This is a genomic window from Cellulosilyticum lentocellum DSM 5427 (genome assembly GCF_000178835.2).
GTDB classification, from domain to species: Bacteria; Bacillota; Clostridia; order Lachnospirales; family Cellulosilyticaceae; genus Cellulosilyticum; species Cellulosilyticum lentocellum.
The window spans coordinates 3,639,917-3,661,324 of the sequence record NC_015275.1; the positions used below are offsets into that span (position 1 = coordinate 3,639,917).

The window sequence follows — 21,408 nt, forward strand, 5'->3', positions numbered from 1 at the left end:
TAAAATGAAGAAAACAAAAAGTAACTATTTACGCTATGGTGGCTATGCTACTTTACTTACCTTAATGGTTATTGCTATTACCATTGTACTTAATGTCATTGTAACTGACCTTAATTTCAAAATAGATACAACAGCAGAAAAGCTCTACTCCTTATCTGCTAATACAGAAAAAGTAACTAAAGCATTAAAAACACCTGTTAATATTTATGTTTTAGAAGAAACAGGCAAGGAAACCGCTGGTCTTAAAGAAATCTTAAATAAATATGATAAGTTAAATAGCAACCTTACTGTTACTTATAAGGACCCTATTCTTTATCCTACCTTTGCTAATGCTTATAAAAAAACTAGCAGTAGTACTGTTACTGCCGGTTCTGTCATTATAGAAAATGGAGATACTGGTAAGTATAAGGTGCTATCTCAAACTGACTTATATGGCACAACAGCTACTGATACTAGCGGCGTTACTTTAAGTAGTATTACTATCGAAAATGCTATTACGAATGCTTTAGGTTATGTTTCTACGGATGTTGATGGTACGATTTATTATACAAGCGGGCATAATGAACTCGCTATTCCTACCGCACTTAAAGATGCATCTGAACGTGCAAATCTTACACTGACAGAACTAGACTTATTAACTGCCGAAATGCCTTCACCAGATAATAGCATTGTCCTTGTCTTTTCACCTCACACAGATTTTACACAAGAAGAAATCAAAAAACTCACTGATTTCTTAGATCAAGGTGGGAAAGCAATGCTTTTTATGGATGCTAATATGCCTGAGCTAACAAACTATAACGAACTCCTTAGCTATTATGGCATTGCCCATGAGCAAGGTGTTGTCATTGAAACTGACAGCAATTATTCCTTAACCTCTTATCCAACTTATCTGTTACCTGCTATGGTTTCACATGACATCACAAATTCATTAACACAAAGTAAATTACCTGTCGTTGTACCATTTACTTCAGGTATTAAGAATTTAAACAATGCACGAAACGGTGTTACCTTAACGCCTCTTCTTTCTAGCTCAGATCAATCTTACTTAAAGAAAAATATCAATCCTAGTACTTATGAATTTGAAGACGGAGATATCAATGGTCCTGTTATCTTAGCTTGTGCTGTTGAAGAAAATAATACTTTAGATGCCCAGAATCCAATTAATACAAGATTATTCGTTATGGCAGATTCATTCTTCTTAGATGATCAAATGGTATCTTTAGATTCTACTGGTAATAAAGAATTTCTTACTAATGCTTTTGGCTGGTTATTCTCTATTGATAACAGCTATGCTATTGAAGCCAAAACACTTGAAAATTATAATCTCCGCTCAATAAGTAGTTCTCAGCTTATTATCTTTGGCGGTTTAACCATGGTTGTTATTCCATTAGTTATTCTTATTTTGGGTATCACAGTCTGGGTTAAAAGGAGACATTTATAATGAAAAAAATACGCACACTTGTACTTACACTTGTTATCTTTCTACTTCTTATAGCTGCCCTCTTTTTTGTTAAATTAAAAAAACAAGAGCCTGCTTCTACAAGTGAACCTACTAGTACGGCTGCAGCTACCATTAAGGTGATTGACTTAAAGATGGATGATATAAAAGAAATTACCGTTGCTGATGCCACCCAAAGCTTAACTTATATTCCTGAAGGAGGAGCGTGGCATTTACAAGGGCATGAAGAAGTGCCTATTAATGAAGAAAATCTCAACTATAAATGTGAGCGTATCCTTCAAGTGGAAGCTTCTCGCTCTGTAGATCAGTCCAACTTACAAGACTTTGGTTTAGAGAAACCGGTTCAAACCGTTACTTATACTTTAAAAGATGGTAATATACTAGAACTTTTAATAGGGACAAGGACCCAAGATACCACTAATGCCTATGTTAAATTAAACACTCAAGATAGTCCTATCTATCTTGTCTCTTCACTTATCATTAACTCTTTTGTAAGTAATATTAATGACCTTAGAGATACTAAATTAGAAGAATATGATACAGCTCAAGTTACAGGCCTAACTGTCAAAGGTCGTGACATTGATGAAATGCAAATTTCATTAGCCACGGAGCAAAATAGCTTGATGACAAACTATGTATTAACAACCCCATCACTTAATCAAGTGGCTGTAGATGGGAGTGTCTTCAAAGAATCAGTACAGAAGCTTCCCGTTCTTGAAGCACAAGACTTTATAGCTGATGGTGTAACTGACCTAAGCCCCTATGGCCTTGATGACCCACAGCTGCATCTCATAATTAATGTCACTGAAACAGACAACACAACAAAAGAATCTTCTACACGTACCTTAGATTACATTTGGGGTAATGAATTAGATGATGGAAAAATTGCATTTATGAAAACAGGGGACAAAAGTGTTTATGCTATGGATAGCAGTTTCCTATCACCGCTTTTAGAAAGCCTTGATCCTTTTAAACTTTCTTATAAATGGATTGCTTTAGTAGGAATTGATACAGTTAAAGCTGTAGACCTTCATTTACCTGATGGCGATTATCACTTCACACTGGACCAAGATAACACTGCTTATACCTTAAATGATAAAGCCATTGAAGAAAGTAAGTTTAAAGATTTATATACAGCACTTATTGATATTAAAGCTGATACCCTGGTTACAGACACTTCCATTCCTGCTAATGATCAGCCGGCCATTTACTTTACTTATACTTTTAAGGATGGTAGTACAAAATCCGTAAACTTCTACTCATACACTAATCACTCCTTATTAAGTACACTTAATGATACAATGACAGTAAGCTGCTCGTTAAAACAATTTACTCACCTAGAACAGCTTATTACAGAAGCTTTATCCACTTTAAAATAAGTACTAAAATAGTTTCTAGGTAGATATGTCCCCACAAATAAAAGAGGTTACCCCGAAACTCCTATAAAATACAAGATATAGTATATAGCAAATCAATTGCTAGAATCTATCTTGTATTGAAGAGTCATTTCGAGGTAACCTCTTTAATACTTTTAAGATAAGGCTACTTGTGTATTGGCTACTGCAATTTCACCTTTGGGTAGCCCTCTACTCGCCACATTTTTCCTCTATAAAGGTAGCTAACTTCTTAGCTTCTTCTTCAATAACTGCTTTATCTTTACCTTCAATCATAACACGTACAAGTGGCTCTGTACCTGAAGGTCTAATAAGTACACGCCCTTCCCCTTTGAACTTTTCTTCAAGGGCTTCAATAACTGCTTGAATTTCCGGTTCATCAAGGTATGCATATTTATTTTCATTTTTCACATGAGCATTGACTAATACTTGAGGGAAGATTTGCATACATTCTTTGAGTTCTGATAAAGGTTTACCTGTTTTCTTCATCACATAAAGAAGTTGGATAGCTGTAATTAGCCCATCTCCTGTTGTATTATGATCAAGGAAAATCACATGTCCTGATTGTTCTCCTCCTAGGTTATAGCCATGCTTAAGCATTTTTTCAAGTACATAGCGGTCACCTACTCTAGTTTGGATAAGATTAATATCTTTTTCTTTACTCATAATAGTAAAACCAAGATTACTCATTACTGTAGCTACAATTGTATCACGTTTTAATGTGCCACAAGCTTTCATATCTAAACCAACAATGCTGAGGATTTGGTCACCATCAATCATGATACCTTTTTCATCTACTGCTAAACAACGGTCTGCATCACCATCAAAAGCAATACCTGCTTGCATACCTCTACCAACTACCTGACTTTGAAGATCTCCCATATGTGTTGAACCACAAAGCTTATTGATATTAATACCATTTGGTTTGTGATGAATAATCTCAATATCTGCACCTAATCTTTCAAGTGCAATAGGTGCTACCTCTGATGCTGCACCATTAGCACAGTCCACAAGTACCTTTAAGCCCTTTAAATCTCCTGGAATGGTGTTACATACAAAGTCAATATATTTTTCAATAACAGAATGATCCATATCCCAAGTTCCTACATTTTCTCCTGTAGGCATTGGTATATTATCACTTCTTGTTAAGATTAAGTTTTCAATTTCATCTTCTAGTTCGTCACGTAATTTATAGCCTTCACTATTGAAGAACTTAATACCATTAAACTCTAATGGGTTATGAGATGCTGAAATCATAACACCTGCATCTGCACCTAATTCTCTTACAAGATAAGCTACTGCAGGAGTTGGTACAACACCGATAGAAATAGCTTTTGCTCCAACTGAGCAAATACCTCCAACTAAAGCTGCCTCTAACATTGTGCCTGAAATACGTGTATCTCTTGCAACAATAATCTTTGGTTGTCTTTTAGTTTCTTTTGTCAAAACATAAGCTCCAGCTTGACCTAATTGATAAGCTAATTTTCCTGTAAGCTCAGTATTAGCTACTCCTCTAACACCATCTGTTCCAAATAATTTTCCCATGAAATGTGCCTCACTTTCCTTGAGGGATATTTTTTTACTACCTATCCATTATAAACTTTGTTTTCTTTTCTTACAACAGTTTCATACTGTGCAAGCCCATAACTTATAGGATTCTACCACGCTTTTATACAATATTCCTTCTTATCTTATTATTTTATCCATTTATCTTTACCTTTATTTTAGATAAAATAAAGATATACATATCTAAAAAGAAAGGGCATAAAGCTTATAAAAACTATACACGCTTCATTTTTTCCTATTTTATAAGTTCTATGTAAGGGATTTACTATGTTATTCGGTGCATTAGAAGCAGGTGGTACCAAAATAGTGTGTGCCATTGGAAACGAAAACGGTGAAATTTTTGAACAGATTTCTATTCCTACAGAAACTCCTGAAATTACTTTAACTAAGATTGCTGCTTATTTTAAAAAGCATCCTATTGAAGCCTTAGGTATAGGTTCTTTCGGTCCTATTGATTTAGATAAGACTTCTCCTACCTATGGTTTTATCACTACTACCCCAAAATTAGCATGGGCAAATTGCAATTTAGTGGAGTATTTTAAAAAAGAATTATGCTGCCCTATTGGCTTTGATACTGATGTTAATGCTTCCGCTTTAGGAGAAGTAACCTGGGGCTCTGCCAAAGGTTTAAATTCTAGCATTTATATCACAGTTGGAACAGGGATTGGTGTAGGTGTTTATCAAAACGGCTCGCTTGCTCATGGTATGCTGCACCCTGAAGCTGGCCATATTCTGTTGGCAAAACATCCAGAGGATTCTTATAAGGGCAAATGCCCTTATCACGGTACTTGCCTAGAAGGTTTAGCATCTGGTCCTGCTATTGAAGATCGTTGGGGGCAAAAAGCCATTAACTTAGTAAGCGAAATGAAAGTATGGCAGTTAGAAGCTTATTATTTAGCACAAGCTATCGTTAACTATATCCTTATCTTATCTCCAAAGCGTATTATATTAGGCGGTGGTGTTATGCACCAAACACAACTTTTTCCTCTCATTAGAAAGCAAGTAAAGGAGCTACTTGGTGGATACATCCAAACTAAAGAACTCGATGATTTAGATACCTATATCGTACCTGCTGGTTTAAATGATAATCAAGGCATTATGGGTTGTTTAGAATTAGCTCGACTCTCTATTTAATAAAATTAAGTAAAGCATAAAATTAGCCGGAGGTTCCCCAATAGAATCTCCGGCTTTGTCTAATCTATTCTTTTACTTTAATGTATAAATCCCATGGCGTACCATTCACTGTTGTGTTAGGAGGTGTGTTTTGATTCCACCATTTACACTTCCAATAGTCATTAGCATAATATACAATCTCGCCACCAGTATAGATAGTACTTGCATTCCAGTCTGGATATACTCCAGGTACGGGCGTTTCAATACTAACTGGCTTATCATTAGGTCCTGGTGTATATGATTGCCATACAGGACTACTTCCAGGTTCTTGGCCTACAGTATACCACTGACACTTCCAGTAAGCTCCATTATAGTACACTACTTCTCCACCAGTATATGTAATACCTGATTTCCATGGTAAAGCATATATCTCATCTGACTCTTCTTGTTTTTGTGTTGTTACATTAAGAGCCTCACTAGCCACCGAAACATTATTGGATAAATCTACTGCCTTTACGGTAATAGAGTAAGTTGTAGCAGGTGTCAAATTAGTAATTATATATGTATTGGTATGAGATACCCCTACTAAAACATTATCTACCAAAACTTGATACTCTTTAAGTACAGTACCATCAGTAGCTTTTGACCATTCTACTTCTATAGATGTAGCTGTAACTGATTGAGCTTGTAATCCTGTAGGTGCACTTGGCACTGGGTTTTCTGCATCTAATACTGTGATAGTCACTTTGGATGAATCACCTTGACTAAATACCAGTTCTACTTCATAGTTACCACTTGCTAATGTGCTCAGATAACTTACTTTTAAAATCACCTTATTTCCTGATACTTCATATGCAGACGTACTAAGATCTTGTGAACCAGCTTTAATTGCAACTAATGTATTGCCATTAAAGCTTACTTCAATTGCACTATCTTGGATGTTTGTTGGGTCTACTGTTATTTGTTTAGTTAATACCTCACTATTTTTAATAGCAGTATCTTTTATACTAATAGAAAGTTTAGTTGCATTTCCTTCACTCATATCAAATATTAATGAAATTTCTCCAACATTTTGTTTTGCTAAATAACTAGCTTTTAAAGTAACTTGATTATTATTATATGCATAATCATTGCCCTCAACTAAGCTACTACCAGCTTGAGTGATATTTTGTATTGTTGCATTTCCAGTAGATTGAACGGTAACTGTTACATCTGTTGGTACGGCTTTATCAAAGCTTACTATACTTGGTGTAATGCTATTTACTACACTAATTGTTCCTGTATTTTTAGCTGTCATTTTAGCTGAGTGAACTTTAAAATAATTAAGGATTGGATCTCCTGCCATTACAGTGAAATCACTTAATTTTCTTGTATTGAATTCCCAAAACAGACCACCTGCGGCTCCTTCTTCATCAATAACATCATATACTGAACGCCAGTAAGCTTCATATTTGTCATACGCTAAACTACTATGTACATTAAATTCTCCCACTACAAATGGCTTACCTACTACTTCATGAGCATCTTTAATCCATGTACGCATTAAATCAGCATTTTGTTCTGGTGTTAAACTAGCCCAATATTCATCTGGATATGGATGAGCACTACAAAAATCAATATATGGTGATTGTTGAATGTATACAAATGGGTTACCTTCATCACTGCCAAATCCATAGCGTGTTTCATGTCCTTCAATACCTACAGAAACCATATGATTTGGATCTAAAGATTTAATATATCCAGCCATTTCATCTACCCATTTACGTAAGGTTATACCTTGAGTATTTTCAGTAACACTTACGTCTTGGTAACGTGGTTCATTCATAAGATCCCATGCAAAAATTGTGGGATCATCTTTATACTTAACTCCTGTAAAATAGTTAGTACGATTAATAAAATGTTCTGCATAATTCTTATACCATTGTTTACACTTATCATTAGTAAAGAATTGAGCTTTATCCTTATGACTGCCACCACTTAATCCTGCCCATTGTAATTTTTGATTGATGCCACCGTAAGCTTCCCAGTAGTTTTCTAAAGTAATAATTACTTTTACATCATATTTCTTTGCACAGTACATGATATAATCAAATAACATGAATTGTGGTTCTACATATTTTCCTGGTGCAGTTTCAAATCCATGCCAACTTTCATTAGAAAATCCCCATGTACGAATTACTTTAACACCATTGTCCGCCATCTCTTTAATTCTTGCTTCAATTTCTTTTGGATACATATATTTGTTACAAATATCTTCTATAGTGCTGCTACTTGAGCTATCTCCAATAGTGAATAAATCATATGCATTAGTTCCTGCAAAATAGAACGGCGCTCCATCAATATAGAACTTTTCTCCCTCTGCATAAACAAACCCTTCCGTTGGATCCTCTGTACTATTTGAATTTACTACCGTTAATTTTAATACTGGAGATACAACTGTTTCAAATACAAAAGTGATATCTATTTGTCCCACTTGAAGTGTTTGTAAAGAAGATAGATTAAATCTTACTTGATTACCATTAATAGCGTAATCTTGGCCTGAAACTAAGGTCTTACCTCCTGCTGTAATACCTTTTAAACTATTGCCATTAGTCATTAAAGTAATTAGTAAATCCTCTACTTTTGCTAAATCTACTGTAGCACTGGCTTTATCTATTGTAGGGGTTTGTGGTTCTATAACTTCTCCATCGTTAACTACTACAACTACAGATAACATATATTCATTATCAAAATTGAAACTTAGGTTATTAATGCCTGTAGCTAAGGTATTTAGATAAGCTGGTTGCAAAATAATTTGATTATCATTAACAGTATAATCCGTACCCTTTACTAATGTCTTATCTGCATTCTTAACTTCTATAAGTTGATGGTTATTATAGCTTACATTAATTGACTTAGCCTCTGCCTTACCCTTTTCAATATTTATAGTTGTTGGATTAAGAGTAGGAGCTAAATCTTCTATACTACCATTGTTTTTAGCCTTCATACGCTGTGCGTGCTGCATAATAAGATTAGCTGTATCTTGTGTTGGATTTCCGTTCGAATCTCCACGATAATAGACGGTATATCCATCATAATCGGGATATAAACTACCATCATCCATAATACTAGCAAGCATCCAATAATTAGTTCCTGCATAAGTTATGCCAGGATAAGTATCACCTTCTACTACTTTAAACCAATCAGAGTAAATTTGACTTCTAGTATTTCTATCTTTCCATCCAAACTCCTCTAATATGACTGGTTTATTAGCTGCCTTAGCATCTTCTCCATGCTGTTTAAACCAGAATTTAGCTTGTTCACTAGTTAGTCCCCATTGATCACAGTAAATATGTACTGTACCAAAATCTATATTAGGCAGTCTCACTAAAGAATTAAAATCTGCTCCCTCACTACCATAATAGACATATTTGTACTCACCTTGTGGAAACTCTTGATAACCAAAATTATAAAATCCTTCATCCCCTACTGCTACCATATGATTGCTATCTATGGATTTTACATAGGTACTCATTTCATTTGCCCAGTTAAGTAAAATATTCTTCTTGCAACCACTATCAGAGGTTGCTCTTGGTTCATTTGCTAATTCCCATGCAAAAATAGTTGGGTCATCCTTGTACTTTATACCACTATAAGTATTTACTCGATTAAGTAAAGTATTTACATACGCTTTATACCATTCTTTAATCTTAGCATTGGTATAAAAATCATCGTGACCATTTACATTTTCTCCTGCTAATTGAGCCCACTTCACATACTGTGCCATTCCGCCGAATGCTTCCCAGTTATTCGTAAAGGTAATAAGCAATTTTACATTTTCTTGTGATGCTTTATAGATGGCATAGTCAAGCTTTTGTAAGCCATTTTCACCTTCATTTACTACAGGCTTCTTTAAATTAGTATCAAAATATTGATAATAAATACCATCCTTACTACCAATACCATCTACATTATTAGTAAAAGTCATTTCACCTTTATCATTAAGTGTGCCTGTTGGAGTCCCTACGTCTAAATGTCCCCAAGTACGAATAACACTAAGCCCCATATCTGAAGCATCTTCAATAACATTATCAACCGCCTTATTAGGCTTAAAATTTAAATAGTAATTATTTGTACCAGCATAATAAAAAGGGGTGCCGTCTAATACAAATTGATTACCGTTAGCTTTTACAAACTGATTTCCTATACTTCTTTCCATTCCGGCTTCAGCAAATACACTTATGGGAATCGAAAAAAATATAGTAAGAATTAAGGACAATATAACCGAAATACTCTTTTTCATGATTCTCCTCCTTAATGTTTTTTAACATCCCTTTATTTCTAGCTATTTCATCATATAAGTACATCTCATGTGTTAGTTTAATATGCTATGTAGTCATACTTGTTGCAATTCTTATCCCTAAAGCCCCCCTCCTCTTATTTATTTAATTAAAATATTAAGTTTATATCAACTTAATATTTTAATAATTTTAGCATCTTAAAGTTTAATTTTCATTTCTTTTGTTCATAATTACACATTTTATTACACATTATGTGTTTTTTATTTATGTATTACATTATAATATTAAACAGCTTTGCTAAATTATTTTCATCCTTAGGCATATACTACTTTTTCAATTAATATTTCTAACACTTAATTAATAAAAAAATATGCTAAAATTAGTTTGATTCAACCAATTTTAGCATATTCTTTCTAATCTTATTCAAATTTTAAACTATACATACATTTAAAGCTTTCTTTCCTATTAAGGTGGATAAAATCTTTCTTATTCATTAATACATTACTTGCATCCACATAATCTGTATGCCCTATCCAAGGTTCAATACATACAAATGGGGCTCCTTTTTCTGGTGACCAAATTCCCAAAAACGGAAATCCTTCAAAGTTCATTTTTACACTATGTGAATTTTTATGCGACTTTAAAGCAATCCAGTTACTTTTTAATTCTGTTAAGATAGTAACGCCATTTTTAAAATATTCCCTTGATAGAGGTATTCTTTGAGCTTCAAAATCACCCATTTCTCCACTCAAGAGGACTTCTTCTGTCACTTTTAATGATTTAGTTTTTTCAGCCATCTCAAACTCTAAGTAGTAGTCTTCCATCGTTTCATCTTCAAACAGAGGACAATTAAAAGCTGGGTGTCCCCCTATAGCAAAGCATATGGTTGTTTCATCCTTATTTTGAACTTCATAGCCAATACGAAGCTGTGTTCCTTCTAAACTATAACGAATTCTGAGGCTAAATTCAAAAGGATAACGCTCTCTTGTTTTTTCATTACTTTCTAATATGAAACTAATAGTATTTTCCGTCTGTTCTTCTACTTTAAAAACTGAGTCTCTAGCAAATCCATGCTGCGAAAGCTGATATGTATGCCCTTGATGAATATAACTTCCTCCTACTACCTTTCCTACTATCGGAAATAACACAGGCGCATGGCGATTCCAATACTTAGCATCCCCATGCCAAAGATAGTTACATCCTTCCTTTGAACATACCTGTGTCATTTCTGCACCACTATCTGATAAAGTAATTTCTAAGTCATTATTTTTAATTTGATAGATCATGGTTACTCTCCTTTTGTTACAGGTCAACTTTATTTTTCAAACTATTAGTAACCTTATTTGTCTCATTTACTTTATTTCCCTAGAATAGAAAGACTTAACAACATCTGCTGCTGGCTTACCGTACAAATCATACGATGTATCTTGCTTACCTAATTCTTTCCTATAAAGCTCTGCATTCCAGCTACATACACCAAACCCTCTTATCCATGACTGGTCATAACATTTTTCAAACATCACTTGATAATAACATGCTTGTTCTTCTAAACTTAATTCTCCTACTAAAGTCCAGTCATTTGGAATAAGACTTGCTCCTGCGCAAGACATACATCCTGCTTGAGCGAAAAAGAATGGCTTCTCATATTTTTTCACTACTTGCTCGATTCTTTTTAATTGTTCATCCCAAATATTAATAGGATAAAAAGCACTTGAAGAAATAACATCTACTGCATCCCACCACTTAACTCGTCCTTCTTGGTATTTATCTGCACAATAAGTTAATAGTCCACTATAGACCTCTCTAATCTTTCGTATGATTTCTCTCCACTCAGTTTCTCTTTTCTCTGATTGTACCAGTTCACAACCTATTATAAACATTTCACACTGAGTTTCTTCTGCAAGCTGCGCATAATTTAAAATAAATTTTGTATATTCTCTAAACCAATTACTCCATTTAGGTTCACAAGGGACATCCATATCAAAAAAATTAATGTGAGCTCGCCAAGTACCATCCATACAGTTCACCATGGGCTTTAAAATAACACGAAGCCCTAAACTTTTAGCGAAATGAATCATTTCTTTAACTTCTAGATTCTCTGGAATAGGTTTCCCTTTGTAAAGGACTTCTTCTACATGAGGTCCCTTCTGCCATGCAGTTATGGCCAAAACAACAGTATTAGCTTCTGTTTCTTCTGTCATCTTTCTTAAAGAATCTTTTGCAGCTTCTGTCGCATATTTTCCCCTAGGTGTTAAATAGCCAAAAGTTACTCCCTTTATATAGTCAAGTGATTTCATCATAGATGCTCCTCTCCTTTATAACGTAGATAAAAGAATTTCACCTCGTCCTTCTACCTGATAAGAACCTGTAGCTGCAGGTATAAATATGCTATCTCCTTTACTAGCACTTAATACCTCTAATTCATTTTTAACCGTTATACTACCTTCTGTCACTAATAACGCGTGAAATGACTTAGTATCTGCTACCAAATGAATCTGACTTTTCAAATCAATACGTTGCACCTTAAAATAGTCACATTCTGCTAATACACCTATACTATAGCCTTCGCATTCTTTCATAGTGTAAGCAACATAGCTTTCTTCTGCTTTAGTCAGTTTTGTCACTTGTTTTGCTTTATCAACATGTAACTCTCTAGGTTTACCATCAGCCCCTACTCTACCATAATCATATACACGATAGGTTACATTAGAACTTTGTTGAATCTCAGCAATTACAATTCCTTTACCTATAGCATGCATTGTACCTGGTGTAATGAAAAAGGTATCCCCTTTATGTACATCAACAAAATTAAGTGCTTCCGTTAACGTATTCTCTTCTATGTATTGCTCAAATAGTTCAGGTGTCAAATCTTTTTTAAAGCCATAAACTAACTTGGCGCCCTCTTCTGCTTCTAGTACATACCACATTTCTGTTTTACCTAAATCATTTTCATAACGTTTAGCATAAGCATCATCTGGATGAACTTGTACAGACAAATTATCTTTCGCATCAATAAGTTTGATTAATATAGGTATTTCATCTTCAACATTGCATTTGCTACCTAAGACTTTCTTTCCCTGTTCCTCAATATATGTTTTTAGACTTTGCTTTTGTCCTTTCACCTCTATAAGACAAGTGCCCGCTGGATGAGTCGAGAGTTCCCAACTTTCTGCCACGATATCTAAATCGCTTTGTTTCCCATAAGCTGTTTTTAATTTAGTTCCTCCCCATAAATAATCTTTATATATAGGTATAATCTTAAACATAATAGCCTCCTATTTTGGTACTTCTACCTTTATTTTACTACACTTTTAAATAAATTACTTGATACTTTAATAAAAATAAGTTAAATTTTCTCACACAAAAAGCACATTCTATATTTTGGGACTTCCTATATAGAATGTGCTTTTTATTACTTATTTATAAACTCTAAATTTTTCTTAATTAAGGCACATCTTTGTGCTACACAATCTACTGAACGAAGAGGATCTTCAGGTGTATTAAAAGTATAGTCAATGAGCCTATCAATAGTTGTAGTCGCTACATGAAGTCTAGTATCTGCCGTAGCATAATAAATATAAACATCTCCGTTATCTCTTGCAATAGCACCATTAGTGAACGCTACATTTCCTACATCACCTATAATCTCTAACTCATAAGGAGCAATAAAGAAACCTGATGGCTCAGCTATTACTTTTGTTGGATCTTCTAGCGCTGTTGCAAATATATAAATGACATATCTTAGTCCCCAAGCTGTATTACGCACACCGTGTGCTATATGAATCCAACCTTTCTCTGTTTTTATTGGTACAGCGCCTGCACCATTTTTTACCTCTGTAATGGTATGATATTTTCTTCTGCTAGTGATTTTTTCTTCCGCTACATAGGCATTAGTGATATCTTCACAGAGTCCAAAGCCAATACCTCCACCACTACCAGTGTCGATAAAGCTATCTTGTGGTCTTGTATAGAAAGCATATTTACCATCAACAAACTCTGGATGAAGTACTACATTTCTTTGTTGAGCTGATGATGTTCTAAGATTAGGAAGTCGCTCCCAAGTCTTAAGATCTTTCGTACGTACAATACCAGCTTGTGCCACTGCTGCAGATAAATCAGGATTTTCTTTATCTTTACTTTCAGAGCAGAACACGCCATAAATATAGCCATCCTCGTGTTTAGTAAGACGCATATCATAAACGTTAGTTTCATCTTTTTCAGTGTCTGGAAGTAAAATCGGATAATCCCAAAATCTAAAGTTGTCAATACCATTAGGACTTTCTGCTACTGCAAAGAATGATTTTCTATCATTTCCCTCTACTCTGGCAACAACATAAAATTTGCCATCTAATTCAATAGCACCTGCATTAAATACAGCATTAATCCCTAAACGTTCCATAAAGTATGGATTAGTTTCTGGATTTAAGTCATAACGCCATAAAAGAGGTGCATGACTTCTAGTAAGTACTGGGTTTTCATAACGTGTGTAAATGCCATTGTATTCATCGATTGGCCTATTGGGCTTTGTTACTAAAGCCTCATACTTTGCTAATTCTCTAGTGTAATTTTCTTTAAACATTAATATCCCTCCTGATGACCTCTAAACACATCCTACCGTTGTGATATGGACACTTCCAAGGTTCAACAATTGGATACGACTTATTAGGTCTACCATTTTCATCTACTTGCCAATACCATTCAGAGTGTGCTCTGCTATCAATAAAGTATGTTTTAATATACTGCCATATTTCTTTTGCTACCTCTAGAAAAGCGACATCTTGAGTCTTTTCATAAGCATTTATAAATCCTACAACACTTTCTGCTTGTACCCACCAGATTCTTGTTTTATCAATGTCATTATTAAATCTTTCATTATTTAGGGCACCCTTTTCAAATGCTACTTCTTTTACCTTGTAAGCAATTGGAACAGTATAAGCTTTGGTCCTATCTATGATATCCTGATTTCCTAGCACTAGAGCTGCTCTATCTAATAACCACGCTGCTTCGATATCATGTCCGTATGAATGCATATCTGCTATAGAACGAAGCTGTGTATCAAAAAATACTTCAAGCTGTCTTTTTTCTTTATTATAAACTTTTAGTTCTGTCATCTGTAATAGCTTTTCTAGACATCTTCCTACCTCAACATCTTTTCCTACACGATAAAGTTCAGTGTAAGCTTCTAGCACATGTAAAATCGTATTCATTGTTTTTTCTGCTACCTTACCTTCGCTCTCCATGTGCTTATTATCTGATAATTTATGATTGTCTATAGGCTCCCAAGTTCTATCAAAAGCTTCTAAATATCCATACTCATCTTTACAAGTAGATTCTATTTTATGAAATAATCCCATGGCTAAATCAAGTGCTTCGCTATTACCACTTGCTACATAATAAGATGATAAAGCATAAATAGCAAAAGCTTGATTATAAGTATGCTTCATATCTTCTACTGGATTACCTTTATAATCAAGCATCCAGTAAACACCACCATATTTATAATCTATACAGTGGGCTTTCATAAATTCAAAAGCATGTGTCGCTTCTTCTAATAGGCTCTCATCTTTTAAAGTTAGATAAGCATTAGAGAAAAACCACATAATTCTACTATTTAAAATACATCCTTTTATTGCTGTTTGATCTAATTCTAAGTCATAATTCATGTAACCATAATAGCCGCCATATGTATTATCTCTTAGCTTTTTCCAGAAAGGAATAATACCATTTACTAGATGCTCTTTTACTTCTGCAACAAACACTGTATCACCTTCTCTTTTTTTATCTCATTCCAATTTCTGTATCATCCTTACTTACCGCACTGTGTTCTTTAATATAAGCAACGATCTCATCAGCTGTTGTAAAGGCTAAGCCTACATAACTGTCTGCTGCACCATAGTAAACAGTAATTCTACCTGTAGCTGAATCACAAATAGTTGCACATGGGAATACTACATTTGGTACAAAGCCTCTTTCTTCATACCATTCTTCTGGTGTTAATAAGAAGTTTTCACATCTATATTTCACAATAGAAGGATTATCAATATCTAAGATGGCCCCACCAATGCTATAGACATAACCATTGCAAGTACCAGATACACCATGATAGAAAAGAAGCCAGCCTTCACTTGTTTCAATAGGTGCGGCACCTCCGCCAATCTTAAGTGATTCCCACCATGACTTACCACGGCTCATTACATGTCTGTGTTTACCCCAGTATACAAGGTCTTTACTTTCACTAACAAAAATATCTCCAAATGGTGTATGTCCACTATCACTAGGTCTAGATAGCATCATAAAGCTATCATTGATTTTTCTTGGGAATAAAACAGCATTTCTGTTGAAAGGTAAAAATGGATTTTCTACTCTAACAAAGGTTTTAAAATCAGTCGTTTTTGCCATACCAATAGCTGCTCCATAAAAATCTTGACACCAAATGATATAATATGTATCTTCTACCTTTACAAGTCTTGGGTCATATGCGTAGATTGGCATAAAAGCATTGCCCTCTTCATCTACAAAGTTAATTTTATTTTCATCAAAATTCCAATGGATACCATCTTGGCTTCTACCTAAGTAAATATAAGGTATACCATTAGTTTGTTCTCCTCTAAATACTCCAATGAATTCGCCCTCATAAGGGATAACTGCACTATTAAAAATTCTAGCTACATTCTTAACAGGGTTTCTTCCAATAATTGGATTTTCACTATAACGCCAAATAGGTGCTTGAACTGGTTCCTCTTTTTTATCTTGCCACGGCATATTACTTACTTCTGGACAAATTAATTTGATTTTGCTCATAGTCATTCTCCTTTTTAGTATCATTTATTGTTTTAAACTGGGTTTAACCTTTTCCTTTTATAGAACTGATTCTTAAACCAACATAAATAGGTTTTGACACAAAATAATCTCTATTTCCATTTATGTTTAAACTTTAATTTTAGCTAATTTTTTACTTTAATTAATTATATAATATTGGTTAATTAAAGTCATTCACTTATATTTGCATTTTCCTTAATATATTTCAAATTTTGTTTATATTACACTTAATCATAGGCGAATTATTTTTCAAATTGTTAGTTTTTTAGTTATTAGGATTTTGTCTAACTCTATACCACTATTGGTTTACTATGTATAATTTTGTTTTCCTCTTTTTATAAATTAATTTTAGTTTTTATACAAGTTAATTTTTTTATTGTACGATATTGTTTTTTATATTCGGATATTTTATAATTTAATCATTCAACTCTTGTTTTACCGAAAGGAGTTTTTTGATGTCAAACACTATTAATTACGAAACAATCATACTATCAGCTCCACCTCAGTTTTATCAATCTATACCTAACTCATTTAATGTATCTTCATTTGCTAAACAGCATCTCAATTACTTCTTATTAGCGGATACTATGCAAGCTCATTTTCCATTTCACTTAAAATTTGCACCTTTTGATGCTTATTTAGTGCTATATACTGTTGAGGGCAAAGGTAAGCTCACCTATAAAGATCAGACTTATCAACTTCAACCTCACACTGTTATGTGGATTGATTGTAATGCTCCTTTTGAGCTAGATCTATTTGAATCTAGTCACTGGCAATTCAAATATATCATTTTTAAGGGTGCTAATAGTGCAGCCTACTATACACACTTTCAGCAAGATGAGTATATACTATGTCCTATTTCACCTATCTCACACTTGCCTGAAATCTTAAATCACCTAATTAACTTTAATAAGGATACACCTAAGTTAGCTGAATTTATTATTTCAAAGTTAATTACCGATTTACTTACAGAACTGATTCTGAGTAAAGAAATAGATTCAAGCCAAATAGTAGCCATGCCAAAGTATCTATCTGAACTTAAAAATTTATTTGATACTCACTATATGGACCACTTTAACTTAGATGAGCTAGCAGATACATACCATGTTAGTAAATATAAAATTATTAGGGACTTCACCACCTACCTGCATACCTCTCCCATTAATTATCTTATTCAAAAGCGTCTGCAGGTTGCAAAAGAACTTCTTAGAAATACTCAACAGCCAGTATATGAAATTGCTACTTTTGTAGGTATAGATAACCTTAACCACTTTACTAATCTCTTTAAAAAGAATACAGGGGTAACCCCTATTACCTATCGCAAAAAATATCATCCTGATAGCTTAGAATTCTTAGATGAATAAAAAAAGTTCCTGATAGCTAGCATAACTATCAGGAACTTTTTTTATTCATTTACTATTTTATCATCTTTACACTATCTTTAATAACCATGTGACCTGTAATAATTTGAACCCCTTTAACATAATCTTTACGATTAATTTTTCTAAGTAATGTTTTAACACAAAGCTCGGCCATTTTATCTATCTCAACTTCATAGGTAGTAAGCTGTAAATTAGACAGATTAGGATATAGATAATTATCAAAACCTACAACAGATAGATCTTCTGGTACAGATAGTCCTTTTTCATTTAGCTTAGACACTAAAAAGTTAGCTGTATAATCACTATTACATGCAAAAGCTGTTGGTAAATCGTCAGGGATATTCACTGCTAAGTCTTGATTAGCTCCACACTCTCTGTCTTTAACAAGCCAATGAGGCTCCATAGTAATACCATTCTCCATAAGCGCCTTCTGATATCCAAAAAAGCGGTCTGTGATACTACTTGTAGATAAAGGTGTTCCTACAAAATAAATTTTCTTATGTCCCATCTTTACAAGATAATCAGTAAGCATATACATACCATAATAGCCATCAGTAATAATTGTATCATATTCCATATGTGTATCATAAAAATCCAGAAAAATAGTAGGTACACTACCATTATTCCAAATACATTGAGAATACTCATTACGTACCTGACCAATCACTATTATGCCATCCACTTTAGCGTCTTGTATCATCTTAGGTAGAACAAGGCTTTCCTCATCTTCTATGTTTAAAAGCTCTAAAATAGCATAATAACCTTTTGCTTGTAATTTGGTGACTACATTCTGATAAATTGCCCAGTAGAAGGAGGTATTACCATCAACAAAACGGCAAGGAATTAATACGCCTATATTACCTGTTCCTTTTTTTTCTTTTGCTTTTTGAGTAGATACTGATTTATATCCCATTTCTTCAGCTATTTCTTTAATACGTTGTCTTAATTCTTCACTAACACCACTTTTACCTGCTAAAGCCTTAGATACAGTTACATTACTTACACCTATGCGCCTAGCAATATCTTCTAGCTTTACTGCTTTTGCCATATCGATTTCCGCCTTTCCGTCCCTCTTACATCCTATATTTTATTGGTAAAACCATTACCTCTAGTCACATGCATTTATTTGTATTTTCATCTACGATTATCATTTATGTCATATTTTAGCACAAAATCTCTTTCAAATAAATTATTAACTTTTTTAAGCTATCTTTTTTTAGCTAAGCTAAGTATATTTTCACCCGAATAATTTGTCAATATATACTGAATTTTTATTTATTCCTTTTCGATTTCAAATAAACGTGCTGTATTTGGTTCTAATGTAATGGTTAACTTTTGACTAGCTTCCTGCCACTCAAATTGATTGGAAGCATAGCTAGGATAAGTGCATTTTATGCTTACTTTATTATTTACCAATCCTATTAATGGGATTTCTTTTGTTGTTTTATTTCCTTGTCGTCTCCATACGGCTATATAAAGTTTATGTTCGGTTTTCATTCCTAGGCAGACCCATTCATCTTTAAAATGCGATAAACCTAATGGCCAAAAAGGCGTTGCAATCTTTATATCTTGTCTGATTGTCTTGTAATAATCTAGTGCTTCCTTTACTAAGCTTCCCCTCTCTTTACTCAATCGCGCTAAATGACCACTTTGATGAATACGTAATAGCAATGAATTAACCATATTAAATACAACTTCTTCTTTATCACCTTCCTCTAAAGGATATGACCAGATAGCTGCTTGTTCTGGCGTTACACCTGTTGGTGCATTAGCTGCAATAGTAGCATATTGAAGATAGTTCTCTTGGTCACTAGTGGATTGAATACTATATCGAGCAAGCATCGCATAGTCCATTCTCAGTCCACCACTAGAACAATTCTCAATAATAAGCTCTGGATATTTTTCAAAAATACAATCTAACCAAGCAAGATATGCTCTTTGATGCTCTAGCAAACCATCTCCCACGCTATCAGCTTCATATTCTGTTCCTATTCCTGGCTCAATATTATAATCCATCTTAATATAGCCAATGCCATATTCATTAATAAGCCTATCTATAACCTCTGTAGCATAATTTCTTACTTTTTCATTTCTAAAATCCAATTGATACCGGCTTCGATCGTATACTCTTTTTCCATGCCTTATGAAAAACCAAGTATCATCTAGTTCTTTAAGCTTTGGACAGTTAATTCCCATAACTTCTAACTCTAGCCATGCTCCTGGTATCATCCCTTTTTTTCTAATATAATCTGTTACTTCTTTTAACCCATTAGGAAATCTCTGCTTTGATTCTTGCCACTCGCCTACATTATCCCACCAGTTTCCATCGGCATACCATCCTGCGTCAATACAATAGTATTCACATCCTGCTTTTGCTGCTGCATCAATTAATGGGATTTCTTTCTCAGTAGTGGGATCCCCCCATAAAGAATTCATATAATCATTAAATATGATTTTTAGCTCTTCATTATCTTTATTAGGCCGTCTAATCACCCTTCTGTACCTCGTTAATTGACCTATAGCCTCATCAAAGCCCTGACTCGTTACACCTACTGCTACTGGCACAGAGGTAAATGTATCTCCCAAGCCAAGCTCCTTAAACCAATGGGCATTTAATTCATCTGGTCCACAAATATTTAGATAAAAGTGACCATTTTGATCCCCTATCTCCCAATGCCAAGAGCCATTGTGTTCTATTTGCCAAAATAAGCTACTTCCCACTTCTGTATTTTCCAAATAACCCATAGGTAAATACTTTTTACTAGACCAATTTCCTACGTTAGTGATCTCAAAAGCATTAGAAGACCTTTGATCAATTGTAGGTTGTACTTGCTCTAAGCCTACTTCTGGCAAAGTATAAGTCTGCCAATTCATCTCTCTCTGCCATGAATGATGAGGCACATGGATGCGCATCTTTTCATCCCTTGGTAGTAATCCTTCTTTCTCTATACCTGTATAATTAAATGAAGAGATATACTCTAAAGTTTGAGGATTCTTACCTTTATTAGTGACCTCATTCCAAAAACGAACGATTGAAATTTGATTATAAAATTGCATATGAGTTGTTACATACACCTGTGATACTTCATCATAAGTTGTTATCTCTATTTTTCTTCCTAATGCATTTCTCTCATCTTTAAGGCTACTATATTTCATTCGATAGCCTGGTGCAGTCACAATATATTTATTTCCATGTCTTTCATAAGGTTTATCCATGCCTGATAAGTTTAACTCTACAAGATTAAATGCCTCATTATGAATTCGTTCTGATACAATATCCATTTCATTAAAAGGTATGGCTGAAAAATGTAATAGCTTCACCTGTTCTTCTTTTGTTATTTCTAGAACCATATAAATGCCATTTTCAACAACTTCTATTCGCTTCATCTTTGCCA

General features: G+C 34.0%; 14 protein-coding genes. 4 read left to right on the plus strand and 10 right to left on the minus strand.

Translation table 11 applies throughout. The features are described from left to right. Positions 1-4 precede the first annotated feature (4 nt). Both CLOLE_RS16830 and CLOLE_RS16835 read left to right on the plus strand, forming a co-directional pair. The gene (locus tag CLOLE_RS16830; RefSeq protein ID WP_013658320.1) at positions 5-1,441 is read left to right on the plus strand and encodes a GldG family protein; all 1,437 of its coding nucleotides are present in this window, start codon (positions 5-7) and stop codon (positions 1,439-1,441) included. Further along, the gene (locus tag CLOLE_RS16835; protein ID WP_013658321.1) at positions 1,441-2,838 is read left to right on the plus strand and encodes a DUF4340 domain-containing protein; all 1,398 of its coding nucleotides are present in this window, start codon (positions 1,441-1,443) and stop codon (positions 2,836-2,838) included. The genes CLOLE_RS16830 and CLOLE_RS16835 overlap by 1 nt, the downstream gene beginning before the upstream one ends. Positions 2,839-3,045: 207 nt before the next feature. On the opposite strand, the gene glmM is transcribed toward CLOLE_RS16835, so the two are convergent. Further along, positions 3,046-4,398: a phosphoglucosamine mutase gene (glmM, locus tag CLOLE_RS16840; RefSeq protein ID WP_013658322.1), complete on the minus strand. Its 1,353-nt coding sequence runs from the start codon at positions 4,396-4,398 to the stop codon at positions 3,046-3,048. A 288-nt stretch (positions 4,399-4,686) separates the two neighbouring features. On the opposite strand from glmM, the gene CLOLE_RS16845 reads away from it, so the two are divergent. Then, a complete protein-coding gene (locus CLOLE_RS16845; RefSeq protein ID WP_013658323.1) occupies positions 4,687-5,553 on the plus strand; it encodes an ROK family protein in 867 nt (288 codons plus the stop codon). A gap of 64 nt (positions 5,554-5,617) precedes the next feature. Here the strand turns inward: CLOLE_RS16845 and CLOLE_RS16850 are convergent, their stop codons facing one another. The 7 genes from CLOLE_RS16850 to CLOLE_RS16880 all read right to left on the minus strand — a co-directional run bounded on the left by CLOLE_RS16850 (position 5,618) and on the right by CLOLE_RS16880 (position 16,613). Beyond that, complete coding sequence (locus CLOLE_RS16850) at positions 5,618-9,814, minus strand: X2-like carbohydrate binding domain-containing protein (protein WP_013658324.1); 4,197 nt, start codon at positions 9,812-9,814, stop codon at positions 5,618-5,620. Between the two features lie 417 nt (positions 9,815-10,231). Then, positions 10,232-11,098, minus strand: coding sequence for an aldose 1-epimerase family protein (locus tag CLOLE_RS16855; protein ID WP_013658325.1), 867 nt, complete (start codon positions 11,096-11,098; stop codon positions 10,232-10,234). 66 nt (positions 11,099-11,164) lie between these two features. Further along, the gene (locus tag CLOLE_RS16860; RefSeq protein ID WP_013658326.1) at positions 11,165-12,112 is read right to left on the minus strand and encodes a glycoside hydrolase family 113; all 948 of its coding nucleotides are present in this window, start codon (positions 12,110-12,112) and stop codon (positions 11,165-11,167) included. 15 nt (positions 12,113-12,127) lie between these two features. Beyond that, positions 12,128-13,078, minus strand: coding sequence for a type I phosphomannose isomerase catalytic subunit (locus CLOLE_RS16865; protein ID WP_013658327.1), 951 nt, complete (start codon positions 13,076-13,078; stop codon positions 12,128-12,130). Between the two features lie 146 nt (positions 13,079-13,224). Next, positions 13,225-14,391, minus strand: a complete 1,167-nt coding sequence (locus tag CLOLE_RS16870) for a glycoside hydrolase family 130 protein (RefSeq protein WP_013658328.1) — start codon at positions 14,389-14,391, stop codon at positions 13,225-13,227. Further along, positions 14,384-15,571 carry an AGE family epimerase/isomerase gene (locus CLOLE_RS16875; RefSeq protein ID WP_013658329.1) on the minus strand — a complete coding sequence of 396 codons (1,188 nt, stop codon included), beginning with the start codon at positions 15,569-15,571 and terminating at the stop codon, positions 14,384-14,386. Before CLOLE_RS16875 ends, CLOLE_RS16870 begins: the two co-directional genes overlap by 8 nt. A gap of 19 nt (positions 15,572-15,590) precedes the next feature. Next, positions 15,591-16,613, minus strand: coding sequence for a glycoside hydrolase family 130 protein (locus tag CLOLE_RS16880; RefSeq protein WP_013658330.1), 1,023 nt, complete (start codon positions 16,611-16,613; stop codon positions 15,591-15,593). A 473-nt stretch (positions 16,614-17,086) separates the two neighbouring features. Between CLOLE_RS16880 and CLOLE_RS16885 the strand changes: the two genes are divergently transcribed. Then, on the plus strand, positions 17,087-17,995 hold the full coding sequence (locus CLOLE_RS16885) for a helix-turn-helix transcriptional regulator (RefSeq protein WP_013658331.1): 909 nt from the start codon (positions 17,087-17,089) through the stop codon (positions 17,993-17,995). Positions 17,996-18,047: 52 nt separating this feature from the next. Here the strand turns inward: CLOLE_RS16885 and CLOLE_RS16890 are convergent, their stop codons facing one another. Further along, on the minus strand, positions 18,048-19,061 hold the full coding sequence (locus CLOLE_RS16890; RefSeq protein WP_013658332.1) for a LacI family DNA-binding transcriptional regulator: 1,014 nt from the start codon (positions 19,059-19,061) through the stop codon (positions 18,048-18,050). Positions 19,062-19,288: 227 nt separating this feature from the next. Then, positions 19,289-21,400: an alpha-galactosidase gene (locus tag CLOLE_RS16895; protein WP_013658333.1), complete on the minus strand. Its 2,112-nt coding sequence runs from the start codon at positions 21,398-21,400 to the stop codon at positions 19,289-19,291. Positions 21,401-21,408 lie beyond the last annotated feature (8 nt).